Source organism: Rhodococcus spelaei, assembly GCF_006704125.1.
Taxonomy (GTDB): Bacteria; Actinomycetota; Actinomycetes; order Mycobacteriales; family Mycobacteriaceae; genus Rhodococcus_G; species Rhodococcus_G spelaei.
This window is the reverse complement of record NZ_VIGH01000001.1, coordinates 79,162-92,219: the sequence shown is the minus strand read 5'-3', so window position 1 is coordinate 92,219 and position 13,058 is coordinate 79,162. Positions and strand designations below refer to the sequence as shown.

Genomic DNA, 13,058 nt, shown 5'->3' with positions numbered 1-13,058 from the left:
CGGATCGTCGGCGTTCCCTGCACTGTGCAAGTCCGGATGCCGGCAGAGGTCCAGGCTCCGATCCCCGGATGCGTCGCGCCCTAGTTGCTCGAGGCATTCAGCGCCAGGCGGCCGGGAGCACCGGCCGGTCTGCCCGCGGTGGTGACGCGGGGAGCTTGGATGTGGGTGACGGCCTTGACCACTTTGGAGTGGGAAGGTGGTCATGGCGCAGTTCGTGTTCGGTCCTGTGGCCCGAGTGGATGATCGCGAAATCGACGTCGCGCCAAGCCATGTAGTTGTTGGTGTCGAGCACGACATTGCGTGCGAGCTCCTCCGCCGGCATGTCGTCGACCATCTTCAGGGGAACGGCCACGACTGCGAAGGAACCGGCCGCGATAGTCCCTCGCACTACCTCGATCCCCGAATTGACCCATGAAGTAGGCATCTGAATGCACCTGATCGACAGTCGTTTGCTGTCGTAGGTTCATTGATGTCAGCAAGAGAGCCTGGCCAGATCCGGGCCGAGCAGCATGGGAGTAGCTATGAACGTCGTTGCGAGCCAGCCAGTTTCACCAGTCCTGGTCCGGCCGGAGAATGTTGAGGTCGTTCAGGATGGCGCGTTGAGCCTGATCGGTCTGCTCGCCGACGCGGGCGAGACCGGCGGCGCCCTCACCGCGAACAGGGCGACGTTCCGCGAGGGTTCGCCGGGGGCTCCCGCGCACTTCCACACCAAGGCGACCGAGATGTTCTACGTCCTGGAGGGCACGATGCGATTCCTGGTGAACGACGAGATCGTGACCGTGGGCAAGGGCGGCTTCCTCACCGTTCCGCCGACTGTGCCGCACGCGTTCTCGGTTTCTCCGCGCAGAACCTGCAGTGGGTGGTCAGCGCCTATGCCGTGGCCTTCGGTGGTTTCCTGCTGCTCGGCGGACGGGCGAGCGACCTGCTCGGACCGCGGCGGATGTTCGCTGCCGGGCTCCGGGTCGCCCGACATCTGAATGCGCCTCTCAATCGGTCTTTCAGATGCGTAGGTTAGCCGACGTGAACAACGCGGACGTGCTCCCCAGCCCGAAGGCGGCGCCGTCGGGGGACGTCATCGTCACGTCGGTGGTCCCTGCGTCGGGCTTACGACAGTGAGGTGCGCATCGGACCGAGTGTCTCGGCGAGTTGCTTTCGCGCACGGTGGATTCGGGTCTTGACGGTGGCGACGCTGACCTGTTGGTGTTCGGCGATGTCGGCGTACGGCAGGTCAGCGAACTCGGCGAGGACGATCGCGACGCGGAAGTCCTCGGGGAGCTGGTTCAGTGCGTGGTGGACGGCGTCCACGCGGGCGATGTGGTCGTCGAAGGGGGCGCTGTCGTCGACGAGGTCGATGCCCTGATCGTCGTCCGTGTCGTCGAGGGTGACGGTGTTCTTGCGTCGCCGCACGAGCGCGAGCGCGGCATTGGCGGCGATGCGGTGCAGCCAGGTGTTGAATCGGGCGTCGCCGCGGAACTTGTGCAGGTTCTGCCACGCGGCGATGAGGGTGTCCTGGAGAGCGTCCTCGGCGTCGTGGCGGTTGCCGGTGATCTGCAGGCACACGTGCCAGGCGTTGGTGCGGTAGCGGCTGGTGAGTTCGGCGAAGGCGCCGTGGTCACCGGTGCGGCACGCGGCCAGCAGTTCCGCGTCGTCCATGACCACCCCAGTTCCTGATGCTGTCGGTGCATGACCCCGTGCTGCACCGAAAGCGAATCGTACCCGGCAGGGCCCTGGACACCGTTGCGCGAGGGCTGTTTTGCCTGGATTGCGCAGCAGGTGGGTGCCTCACTGTCAGTACACGTCGCCACCGAAGTCGCCGAGGTCGACCGCGTCCGAGTCGTGGTGGTCGATGCCGCCGTGATAGCCGGGGAGCTCGTCATGGTCGCTGTCGTGCTGGATGCTGCCACCGTGATCGACCGGCAGGTCGTGGTCGTCGCTGTCGCTGTCGTGGCGGACGCTGCCATCGGATGCATCGCCGGCATCGAGCTCGGGTCCGTCCGTGTCGTCGTCGAGCAGGAGGCCGTCCGTATCGTCGTCGAGGACGATCTCATCGTCGTCGGGAACGACGGGGGTGTCGTCCATCTCCGGGACGAGGTCGGCGTCGACGGCCGGGGTGGTGGGGTCGAGCGCGATGGTGAGGGCACGCTCCCACACGTCGTCGGGCAGTGGCGGCAGCGCGTCCGTCAGGCCCAGCGTCGTCAGCAGCGGGTCGTCCTGGTCCATCACTCACCTCGTTGTCTTCTCGTGAACCGGTGCACCGGCTGTGTGGTTCGGTGGATTGTCGAGGTCACGAACCTGTGCCATGACCATTGTGCCTGCTCTCATCGTCGCGGCGGTCCCAGGCGGATTATTGCGGACCGGTCGACCGGCACCGCCGCACGGCGGGGCCGGTCGATGAGGCCGTCGTCGGGGGCGTCGGTGACGAGCATCTGGTGTCCGGAGTCGGCCCACGCGTCCTCGAACTGCTCGATCGGGACTTCGAGCTGGTTGCCCGACGGCACACCGGGGTCGGAGAGGATGACCACCCCACGGGTGTCGTCGATGCCGGCGACCACGAGGACGTGATCGGCGGTGTCGTCCTCGCCGCTCTCCTGGTCGGGATGCCAGATCTCCCCGGAGTCGACCATCGCAATCACCCCGTATCCGTTGTCGAGGCGCTCGCGCAGATCGTCGAGGGAACCGTCGGTCAGCGTGGCCGACACGCCCTGGTCCTCGAGCAGGGCTTCGATGTTCGGCAGGGACATCCCCTCCGCGGGATCGCCCATCAGACCGAGTTCGGTGGCGCGGTCGACGAGCAGCTGTGGGTCGGTGATGGTTTCGCCGGTGTACTGGGCGACGACCTGGGCGACGGCGGACGGCCCGCAGTACCCGTCGACCTGCTGGTAGAACCAGTTCAACGTCCAGGCCACGGGGTTGCCGTGCACCCCGTCGTCCGCGGTCGGTGCCGGTGTCGGCTCGGGCTCCGGCTCGTCGTCGGTGAGGTCGATCTCGTCGAGCCCCAGCGCAGCCGCCGGCGATGAGATTTCAGCGTCCAGGTTCGTGCGACTTGTGAGGCCCGGATCGTCGAGGTCGGCCGACGGCTCCCCCGTGCCGTCCCCGGTGGGCAGGTCCGGGTGGTCGGGAAGGCCGGGGGCAAGGTCGATCTCGGCTGGGATCGGCTCGAGGACCGAGGGGGTCTCGTCGATCACCGCGGTGTGCTCGACGTCGGCGGCGGTGGACCAGGCGCCAGCGCCCATGTCCGGGTCGAGATCGTCCATCGGGTCGGACCCTTCGGTATCGGTGGGTGATGCGGGCTCGGGATGCCTGCGGCGAGATACGCCGCGCTGCACGCACCCGGTGCGAGGGCAGGGTGCGTGCAGCGCGAAGTCGCCTGCGGGTCAGACGAGGTCGCCGGGGACCTCGTGGGCGGCCGGCGGCTCGTAGGAGTTGGCACCGGACTGGGTGTGGTAGCTGTCGTCGGCGGGGATCAGCGACTCGAAGGTGCTGATGTCGCCGAGCGACCCGACCCCGTTGTCGGCTGCGGTGAGGTAGGTCTCCTGGCTGCCGTCGTTGTCGTCGTCGGAGGTGACCAGATCGAACTTGCCGTCGCCGTCGGTGTCGACGAGGGTGGCGTTGACGATGCCGTCGCCGTCGGTGTCCAGGGCGACCGTGTCGAAGCGGCCGTCGCCGTTGCTGTCGACCAGGTGCACGTCGGGCTGTCCGTCGCCGTCGGTGTCGAACTGGCTGGCGGTGATTCGGGCGCCGTCGATCTCGTCCTCGCGGACAGGCCGGCCGGTGGCCGGGTCGTGGAAGGTGGCCAGGTCGACGGCCCCGTCGTCGTCGAGGTCTTCGGCGACCCGGATGGTGCCGTCGGCGCGGGGGGCGGCGGCGGTCTCGTAGGTGCCGTTGTGATCGGTGTCCTGCTCGACGAGGGTGATGTTGCCGTCGTCGTCAACGTGGGTGATGGTGTCGATTCCGTCGACGCGGGAGTGGATGACGTCGACGTTGCCGTCGCGGTCGACGTCGCGGGGCGAGTAGTAGTCGACGTTGCCGTCGACGCCGATCGCGGTGTTCAGATCGGGTGTGGCGGTGGCCGCGGGTGCCGGCTCGGCCGGGGCGCCCTCGGCGGAGGTGGTCACCGAAGTGGTGGCCGAGGTGGTCGCCGACGTGGTTGTGGTGGTGCTGTACGACGCGGTCTCGGGGTCGCCGACGACGCCGGAGTCCGCAGGCGCGCTGTCGGCGCCGATGCTGCCGAGGTCTTCCAGGGTGGCGTCGATGTCGTCGAGCTTCTGGTTCGGATCGGTCACGGTGGTCTCCTCGGGGGCGGTGGCAGTGGCAGTGGCGGTGGCGGCGGGTGCGCCGGTGGAGTTGGCGATCTGCTCGAGTTCCTCGGACAGGGCGTCGGAGGCGGCGTCGAACTTCTCGTCGGGGCTCAGGGTGGGGTCGGTGGCGATGTCGTTGAGCTTGGCCTCGTACTCGGCGGCGTCGGCTTCGGTGTACTCGTCGGTGTTGCTCATCGTCTTGTCCTCACTTGGTCTTCGTCGGCGGGTCTCGATCGCTTGTTGGTAGTTGGATGCGGCGAGCGACGGGAAAGGTTCCCGCGAGTTCGAAAGAAGTTTCCGAGCGGACGGAATCGTGCGGAAACGCCAGCTCACGGACGGCGAAGGCCGCCGACCCGGTGTGGGTCGGCGGCCTTCGGTCGAGCGGTCCTGCTAGTTGATCAGTCCGGCTCGGGTCAGGAAGGTCTTGGCGCCGTCGAGGCCCTTGAGGGTCGTCGAGGACGCCATCACGCCGGTGGAGCTGTTGGCGTACGTAAACGAGTAGCTGTTCTCGCCGATCGGGCCGTCGATGTGCGCTGCGGCGGTGCGGGCGGTGTTCTCGACGAGCACGTTGTCGGCGACGGCGGTGTCGTTCTGGACGCCCTGCCGCAGACCCGTGACCGACTTCTTCGCCGCACGGGTGTCGACCGACACGATGACCGATGCGTAGTCGCCAGTGAAGACACCGGCCGTCAGTGCGCTGCCCTTCTTGATCGGGCAATTCAGTTTCATGCCGCCGTTCTCCGTTTCCCCGACGGTCTTGCAGGCGTCGAGTTCGCTGCGCAGTGCCGGCGGAAGTGCCGCGACGACAGTCTCTTTCGTCGTCGGCGGGGTGCCTGCGCTGCTGTCGCCGGACAATGCCGGGTCACCGGAGGATGTCGCGTCGGTGCCCTGCGCGCCGGCGGTGTTCAGCTCGGTGGCCGCGGCGTTCCTGGGTGGGTTGTCGCCGCCGCCCTTGAGTGCGAAGGCGGCGACACCGCCACCGACGGCGAGGACCACGACGGCGGCGGCCGCGACCAGTCCCCACTTCTTCTTGCTCCCCGCGCCGGCGCCGGCGGTCGTGGTCGGCTGCTGCCACCCTCCGTGCGCGGTATTCGGGGTACCGGCCTGCGGAGCCCAGGGCTGACTGGCGGTCTGGGGCGGGTGGATCGGTGCGGTGGCGGGAGCGGGTGCGGCCGGCGCCGCGGCGGGTGTGCCGCCGAGGCCGCGCACGATCGGCGCAGCGGCCGCGAGTGCGCCCTGGGCGACAACGGTTTTGGGGTCGTCGAGGGTGGCGATCGGGCCGAGCTCGGCGAGCCGTTCGTGCACGAGCGGGATCCTGCTGCTGCCGCCGGTCAGGTACAGCGCCTCGAGCTGGTCGGGGGCGGTGATATGGGCGTCGGCCAGGGTCGCGCGGGTGAGGGCGGTGGCCTTGTCGAGGGTCGGGGTGATCAGTTCCTCGAACTCCTCGCGGGTGATCTGGAACTTCTCGGTGCGTCCCTCCCCGGTGACGGTGATCGTCGCCGACGGCGCTTCCGAGAGCAGTTCCTTCGCCCGGCGGATCGAGTCGTCGAGCGCGTACCGCACGTCCATCGGCGCCCGGGTGCGCAGGAATCCGAGCATCTCCGGGTCACGGACGTCGAGTTGCTGGTCGACCCACCGACGCAGGTAGGCGTCGAGATTCTTGCCGCCGAGCCCGTTGTCGCCGCGGGCGGCGACGATGTCGAAGGTCCCCGCCTCGTTCGCCTCGAGGACGGCGATGTCGAGGGTGCCGCCACCGAAGTCGAACACGGCGATCCTCGCGCCGGGGGCGAGGGTGTTCGCCCGCGTGTAGTAGTGCGCCGCAGCGCGCGGCTCGGAGACGGTGGTGATCTTCGAGGCGTCGAGCCCGAGTTGCGCGGCGGCGTCGAGAAGGACCTGGATCTCCCTCGGCGACCACGCCTCCGGGTGCGTGAGGACCAGTTCCGCCGGTGCCTTGCCCCCGTGCGCGCCGGTGGCCCGCGACATCACGGAGTCGAGCACCGCCGCGACCGGCACCGACGCCGGCATGTCGTAGCCGTTGACGTTGACCATGCCCTGGGCGATGACCCGTTTCGGGGACGGCATGAACGCGGCCGGGTTGGATTCGGCCCGATCGGTCGCGACGTCCCCGACCTCGATGCGGTCCGGGGACTCGACGAACACCGCGGACGACATGGTGGTGCGGTTGTGGCTCAGCTGCAGCGACTCGACCGACCCGGACACCGGGCCGGTGTGGGCCGCGGCGGTGTTGGAGGTTCCGAAGTCGATGCCGAGCACCCACTCACGTGACGACATCAGAGGCCGCCCTTCGCGATGCCCCGAGGCGAGGTCGGGGGCGGGCACGGGCACACGGGGCGCAGGCTCATTTTTGTTCGGTCCTTCCACAACAGTCGGTCGACTCGTTAGATGCGCGGGGGAGCGCGAAAGGTTCCCGGCCGTTTGCGTCCGGCCAATCCCCCCCACAAACCTTGTTGGCCAGGCGGCATCATCGCACGGGGAAATTCCACGACCGGACACCGCACGGATGTCAGGTGAGCACTTCGTCCACGAGCGCGAACCCGATCGCCCACACCAGTCCGATCAACGGCGCCGCGACGATGTCGGCGTACGATCGCACACGCGCTGCGGTGGTCATCGGATTCTCCGCTTCGTGCATGAACTGTCAGGTCGAACAGTTGGATGCGCGTCGACGGCACAAAGGTTCCCGCCTCGGTCACGTCGGTAGCGGTCAGCGGGCGAGCAGGCCGTAGGTGCGGATGAGGACGACGAGGGCGGCGTCCTCCGCGGCAGTCATCGTGGACAGGGCCTGGGTGTGTGCCCAGGCGAGCTTCTGCTGCGCCTGAACCCGGACCTGGTCGGCGGTCGCGTCCGGGGGGAGTCCGAGTTTGCCGGTCGCAGTGGGCTGTTCGACCAGTTGTCGCAGTTCCTCGGTGACCGGGGAGGCCGGGTCGGCGGCGAGCATCGCCTCGAGGTGCTCGAACAGCACCACGGTGTGCAGGGCGGGATCGGAGCGCACCTGGTCGGTGACGGCACGGATCTGGTCGCGTGCCGGGTGGGTGTAGGCGAGCTGGTCGAGTTCGCCGATGATGCGGCGGGCCCGGCGGACCCCGGCGAACGCGCCGAGGTGGTGGGTCAGGACGCTGCGCAGTGCCGGCACCCCGGACTGCGCGACGAGCCACTCGTTCAGTGCCGCAGCACCACTGGCGGCGACAGTGCGGCCGTGGATCATCCCGTACTCGCCGAGCAGGTCGACCAGCCGGCCACGCACCTCCGACGGCACCGGTGCCGGATCGTCGGAGTCGAGCAGGTCCAGCAGGTCGAACGCCCCGATCCCGGACAGTGCCGCCAGGGCGCGGGCGTCGTTCTCGGTCAGGGAGCCGGTGTGGGAGGTCTCGGCGAGCAGGCCGGCGATCGGCATCACCGTCATCACGGTGCCGCGCAGCTGGGCGGCGAGCGTGGCCGCATGCTCGGCCGCGTGCTCGAGAGGATTGCGGACACCGAGCGCGCCCTCGCCGAATCCGTCCGCCCGGGAGAGCACGCCGAGCGTGGTCAGCGGGGTGAACCCGAGCTGGGCCAGGAACGCCATCTCGTCGGCCCGCGGAGTCGAATCGAACAGAAAGACCGCAGCGTCGGCGTCGACGGACGCGGTGCGGGTCTGCTCGAACCCGTCGATCAGCACCCGGTGGGTGCGGGCCTCGTTCTCCGTGGTCAGCGTCGCCAGGCCGGGGGTGTCGACGAGGGTGTAGTCGCGGATCGCCGCCGACGGCAGCCACCGGTGCAGGTACGCAACATCTTCCGGTGGAACCGGCAGGGCGGTGACCTGACCGCGGACCGTCTCGACCGGCCGCCGGTTGCCGTCGAGAAGGACCATCTCGGCGCGGGCCGGCGCCCCGTCCTGGTAGACGGCCACGACGCTGGTGGCCTCGAGTGCGGCGGTCTCTGCGACCGGCGCCCCGATCAACGCATTCACCAGGGTGGACTTGCCTGCCTTCAGGCGGCCGACGACCACGATCCGCGGCGGTGACCACAAGATCGCGCCGATGCGGTTGGCGTGGGCGGCCAGGTCCGGACCGAGCGCGGCGAGCGCGTGCAGGCCCCGGTCGAGGCCGGCGCGAACCGGATCGAACGGCGGTGCGGTCATCGAATCCCCCCACTGGCCGTGGTGAGTTCGCCGATCAGGGCCTCGGCGCGGGTGATGTTGTCGGTGACCACCTTCAGGTTGCCCTGGAGTCGGGTGAGCTTCTTCTCGCGGGTCGCCTTGTCGGTCCGGGTGATCTCTTCGGCGTCCTTGATCTGTTTCTGAAGGTGCTCGATCGAGGTCTTGAGATGGTCGCGGTAGCGGATGACGATCTCGGGCCGCGCCAGCGCGAGGGCGGAGTCGAGGCTGCGGGCGGTGGTGGTCTTGGTGGTGCCGATCGTCTCACGCATCCACGACAGCAGGTTCGTCTTGCCGGCACGCATCGCCTTGAAACCGAGGTTGAACCCGACCCAGGCGACGCCGACGACGGCACCGACCCCGACGAGGGCGGTCACGCCGATCAGGCCGCCGAGCATCGACGAACCCATCACCCCCATGGTGATCATCGACGGGTCCAGCAGCCCCTGGCGTTTGCCCGTGACCTGGTGGGTTTCGAGTTTGCGGTCTGCCAGCGTCGCGAGGACCTGCTGCGCGATCTCGTTCCACACCACCTCGGAGTCGAACCGGGGCGCGACGATCCTGTCGTGGAGCTGTTCGAGGAAGACGGTGATCGACCCGGCCATCGCCGCCTGGAAGTCACGTTCCATCTCGGCGGTGAAGTGCTGCGGGTTCTTGCGCAGCACAGCCATGCCGTTCTTGTTGACGGCGGCGGTCCACTTCTCCCGCACCTGATCGAGGCTGCGGTCGAGCTCGTCGGTGGCGTTCTGCCGAATCAGGGTCAGATCACGCTGCAGATGCAACTCCCACTGCTGGGAGTGGTCCTTGAGCGACTGCAGTTCCTCGAGCTGGCTCGTCAGGTCCGGGATGACCTGTGCACCATTGGTGGCCGCGTCGATCTGGGTGGTCATGTCCGCGGCCAGGGTGCGCAGCCCCTCGACGGCGGTCCGTAGCCCGTTGGCCGTCGGAAGATCCTCGGCGACCGCGAGTTTGGTGTGGATCAGCGAGCGCAGTTCGACGATCCCGGACCGTTCCTCGGCCAGGTCGCGGCCGTGACCCGGCGGCATCTCCGCGGCGGCGACCGCCCGCAGACTGGACACCCCCAGCACGGGCACGTCGCGGCCCAGATGCGCCCGCAGCAGCGCCCGGTTCTCCTCGACGATCGGCTTCCAGCGGCGCACGTTCTTGTCGGTCTTGGTCACCACGACGATCAGCGCCTCGAGAGAGGATCCGGTCTCGCGGATGAACGCCATCTCCGGCGCGGTGATCGGGGTGCTGGCGTCGCACACGATCACCAGCACGCACGCCTGCGCCGCGGACGCCGACGCCAGCGCCGCATAGGCGGGGTCCAAGCCGCCGACGCCGGGCGTGTCGAGCACCGCCACCTCCCCGAGACGGCTGTCGGTGACCGGGACGATCGCCCGGGTCGGCAACATCTCGACGCGGGGGTCGAGGACATGGGCGCCTTCGCAGGACACCCAGTCGGCCAGTTCGGCGTGGGGGATCTGTTCGGTGCGGTCGGGGAACAGCAGTTGCGCGGTCCCGCCGGGCTGCTCGTCGGTCGCGTTCCCGAGCGCGATCGTCGTCGACGTGGTCACGTCCACCCCGACCGGGGAGGCGCCGCGCCACCCGACGAGGGCGTTGACCAGGGAACTCTTGCCGCGTTTGACCTCGCCGACGACCACCACGGAGCGGGTCTGCCCGGCGCCGGAGGCGCGCTGGGTGGCCAGGTCGCTGAGTGCGTCGTAGCCGAAGCGGCGCAGGATCTTCTCGGTGATCGAGCCCAACAGCGCGTCGGCGCGTTGGGCCGGTGACGCGACGGAGTTCGGCGGTGCTTCGGTGTCCACGATCGCCTCCCCGGGTGCGCGCCGGGTGGCCACCGGTGCGGATCAGACACTAACGCGGCCCGCCAACCGCTGCCGCGTGCAGGGCGCACCCACCTTGCGGCGCGCTGTGAGGCAGGTCACCTTGTCGCGGGGTGGGAACCTTTCGGTCCTGAGTGCGCATCCAACCTGAGGACATCACCCCGCCGCGACGAGCAACAAGGATCGCCGTGCGGGACGACGAAAGGACACCTCAGGTGCGAACGACGACATGGATGCCGCGGGCCGCGGCCGTGCTCTGTGCGGGGGTGCTGCTGGCCGGCTGCAGCGACACCGCCGACGATCAGCCGACCGCCAAGTCCGGCGGCGACGCCTCCGCCGCGGCGGTGGACCCCGCAGCCCTCGACACCGGCAGCTACCCGACCAGTCCGGCCCCCGAGTTCGGGCGGGCCACAGACGCGACGATCGTCGAGGTCGAGGGCCAGCGACTGGCCGAGTTCACCATCGTCCCCTTCGAGATTGACGCGCAGCTGACGTCGCCGGGAACTCCGGGGAAGGTTCTGCGTAGCGGCAAGGAGTTTCGGAGCATCTCGTCCGAGGCCGCCGACATCCTCGCCAACGACAAGATGCTCTACGGCTACCAAACGAACGCGAGCACCCCGACCGCCACCAACACCGATCCCTCCAAGTCGGTGCTGCACGCGGTGCTGCGGTTCAACAACGCGCAGGACGCCGCCAAGGCCGCGCGAGAGATCCACACACAGCTCACCACCGTCGACACCGGGGCAGGGGTCAAGACACCCGAAACCATCGACATCCTGCCCAACACGCTCGTGTCCACTTCGGAGAGCCGCTACCTCGCCGGCCCCGAGGTGTCCGTCAACGCCTTCACGCCGCACGGCGACTACCTGATCTACACCTGGGCGAAAGCGCCTGCTGCAGAAAAGGACTGGACCGCGAAGACGGTGGCGAAGGCGTTGGATCTGCAGGCGCCGCTGATCGACAAGTTCCCGGCCCAGCCCACCAAGGAGCAGAACGGTGGCAAGACGGCGGAGCGGCCGATGATGGACCAGGGGAAAGTCTTGATCTACGCGATCCCGGAGCAGGACGCGATGGAGGCGCAGTTCGGCGACGACATGGCCGCCTACGGTCCGCGGGGTATGGCGCACCGCTCGATCAACCCGCCGCTGACCTACCGGGTACTCACCGAAACCGGATCCCAGCACAACGCCGTCGCCAAGACCGTCGTCTATCGAGCCAAGGACGACGCCGGCGCCCAGCGGATCTTCGACGAGTGGATCAACGACCTCAAGTCCCAGGGCTTCGCGGATGCGCCGTCCCCGCAGGGCCTCTCGAACGCCACGTGCGTCACTCAGGACACTGTCCAGGGCACTGCCGACTACTGCCTCGTCGTCAAGGGCCGTTACGTCGGTGAGGCTCACGCACTCGACAACAAGAAGGACGCAGACCAGCAGATCTCCGCGCAGTACCTGATTCTGGAGAAGGCCAACCAGAACGCTTGACCTGAGCTGAACCGAAACGCCTGTGGCACCGCATCCTGCGGGGCCACAGGCATTTTCGTTGCAGCGGCCGACCTAGGCGCCGGGCGAGCGCTCGGCCGAGTCCGACGTGAGGAGTTGCCCGGACAGCTGCTCCAATGCCTGCCTGGCGTAGCCGCGCCACATCGGGGTGATCAGGGGCATGACGGGCGCACCGAGACCCTTCGGGTGCAGGGCCCATCGCCAGGTGATCAGGGTTCCGGTGCCGCTCGGCGCGAACTCCCAACATCCGTCGATGGTGTCGACCAGCGGCCGCAGCGGACCGGTGATGTCGCTCAGTCGGTAGCTGAACGAGTGCGGGGCATCGACCTCGGTCAGCACCTCCTGCATCGTTCCGCCGTCAGTGGTGACGACTGTGCGTGACTGTCCGACGTTGCCCCAGATCCCGTCCTGTCCGCGGATCTGTTTGATCGGCGGCAGCAGGCCGTAACGTCGGGAGAAGATCGCGGTCAGCGGGATCGGCAGTGTCAGGTCGAAGGCTCGCTGGAGCGTGACCGGAATCGCGCGTGACTGCTCGACGATGACCGCAGTGGACATCGCTCGAGACTACCGCGGGTAACACGGCCGGCCATCGGTTTCGGCGTACGGGGCACCCGGTCGGCGATCATGGACGGCATGGCAAACACGAGCGTCCAACCAGGCGACACCGTCCGAGACGCGTACTCGGCCCGATCCCGGGAGTAGGTGGATCTCTTCGGCAGCATCGCCTCCACTCACCCGTCCGATCGGGCCCTGGTGAGCAGCTGGGCCGCCACCCTGACGGGCCCCGTGATCGACGCCGGGTGTGGTCCGGGGCAGTGGACAGACTTCGTGGCCGAGCGCGGAATAGCCGTCAGCGGTATCGATCTGGTGCCCGAGTTCGTTGAACGAGCTCGGATTCAGTATCCGGACCTCTCCTTCGAACTCGGCGGCTTCGAGGCGTTGGACGCCCCGTCGGAATCACTGGGTGGTGTGCTTTCCTGGTACTCGCTCATCCACCACAGCCCGCAGGACATCCAGACTCCGCTCGCCGAGTTCGCGCGCGTGATTCGGCCGGGCGGCGGCTTGTTGGTGGGTTTCTTCGAAGGAGCAACCGTAGGGCCCTTCGACCATGCCGCGACTACTGCCTACCGATGGCCGGTGGCCGACCTCAGTCAGGAGTTGGTCGTGGCCGGCTTCGAGGTGATCGAGACCCATACGCGAACGGGAAGCGGCTACCGGCCGCACGGCGCAGTCACCGCACGCCGGCAGAGCACCGAGTGAGGTC

At 68.5% G+C, this 13,058-nt stretch carries 11 protein-coding genes and 1 pseudogene; 3 read left to right on the top strand and 9 right to left on the bottom strand.

From position 1 onward, the window contains the following. Positions 1 to 97: 97 nt before the first annotated feature. Positions 98 to 352 carry a hypothetical protein gene (locus tag FK531_RS00395; protein ID WP_181762762.1) on the bottom strand — a complete coding sequence of 85 codons (255 nt, stop codon included), beginning with the start codon at positions 350 to 352 and terminating at the stop codon, positions 98 to 100. Between the two features lie 247 nt (positions 353 to 599). Here FK531_RS00395 and FK531_RS23020 point away from each other — a divergent pair, with 247 nt between their 5' ends. Next, a complete protein-coding gene (locus FK531_RS23020) occupies positions 600 to 977 on the top strand; it encodes a cupin domain-containing protein (protein WP_220126911.1) in 378 nt (125 codons plus the stop codon). Positions 978 to 1,104: 127 nt separating this feature from the next. Here the strand turns inward: FK531_RS23020 and FK531_RS00385 are convergent, their stop codons facing one another. The 7 genes from FK531_RS00385 to FK531_RS00355 form a co-directional block, all read right to left on the bottom strand. Continuing rightward, on the bottom strand, positions 1,105 to 1,653 hold the full coding sequence (locus FK531_RS00385; protein WP_142094692.1) for an RNA polymerase sigma factor: 549 nt from the start codon (positions 1,651 to 1,653) through the stop codon (positions 1,105 to 1,107). A 135-nt stretch (positions 1,654 to 1,788) separates the two neighbouring features. Next, complete coding sequence (locus FK531_RS00380; RefSeq protein ID WP_142094691.1) at positions 1,789 to 2,220, bottom strand: hypothetical protein; 432 nt, start codon at positions 2,218 to 2,220, stop codon at positions 1,789 to 1,791. A gap of 98 nt (positions 2,221 to 2,318) precedes the next feature. After that, complete coding sequence (locus FK531_RS00375; RefSeq protein WP_246097738.1) at positions 2,319 to 3,254, bottom strand: C39 family peptidase; 936 nt, start codon at positions 3,252 to 3,254, stop codon at positions 2,319 to 2,321. 120 nt (positions 3,255 to 3,374) lie between these two features. After that, positions 3,375 to 4,493, bottom strand: coding sequence for a hypothetical protein (locus tag FK531_RS00370; RefSeq protein ID WP_142094690.1), 1,119 nt, complete (start codon positions 4,491 to 4,493; stop codon positions 3,375 to 3,377). A 195-nt stretch (positions 4,494 to 4,688) separates the two neighbouring features. Continuing rightward, positions 4,689 to 6,590 (bottom strand): Hsp70 family protein, encoded by a 1,902-nt coding sequence (locus FK531_RS00365; protein ID WP_142094689.1) that lies wholly within the window; start codon positions 6,588 to 6,590, stop codon positions 4,689 to 4,691. Between the two features lie 433 nt (positions 6,591 to 7,023). Continuing rightward, complete coding sequence (locus FK531_RS00360; protein WP_142094688.1) at positions 7,024 to 8,436, bottom strand: GTPase; 1,413 nt, start codon at positions 8,434 to 8,436, stop codon at positions 7,024 to 7,026. Next, the gene (locus FK531_RS00355) at positions 8,433 to 10,277 is read right to left on the bottom strand and encodes a dynamin family protein (RefSeq protein ID WP_246097736.1); all 1,845 of its coding nucleotides are present in this window, start codon (positions 10,275 to 10,277) and stop codon (positions 8,433 to 8,435) included. The genes FK531_RS00360 and FK531_RS00355 overlap by 4 nt, the downstream gene beginning before the upstream one ends. Before the next feature lie 233 nt (positions 10,278 to 10,510). Here FK531_RS00355 and FK531_RS00350 point away from each other — a divergent pair, with 233 nt between their 5' ends. Then, complete coding sequence (locus FK531_RS00350; protein WP_246097734.1) at positions 10,511 to 11,776, top strand: DUF7373 family lipoprotein; 1,266 nt, start codon at positions 10,511 to 10,513, stop codon at positions 11,774 to 11,776. Positions 11,777 to 11,848: 72 nt separating this feature from the next. On the opposite strand, the gene FK531_RS00345 is transcribed toward FK531_RS00350, so the two are convergent. Next, positions 11,849 to 12,349, bottom strand: coding sequence for an SRPBCC family protein (locus FK531_RS00345; RefSeq protein ID WP_142094687.1), 501 nt, complete (start codon positions 12,347 to 12,349; stop codon positions 11,849 to 11,851). Positions 12,350 to 12,427: 78 nt separating this feature from the next. Here FK531_RS00345 and FK531_RS00340 point away from each other — a divergent pair. Beyond that, a pseudogene (locus tag FK531_RS00340) lies at positions 12,428 to 13,054 on the top strand (class I SAM-dependent methyltransferase). The last annotated feature ends 4 nt before the right edge of the window (positions 13,055 to 13,058 follow it).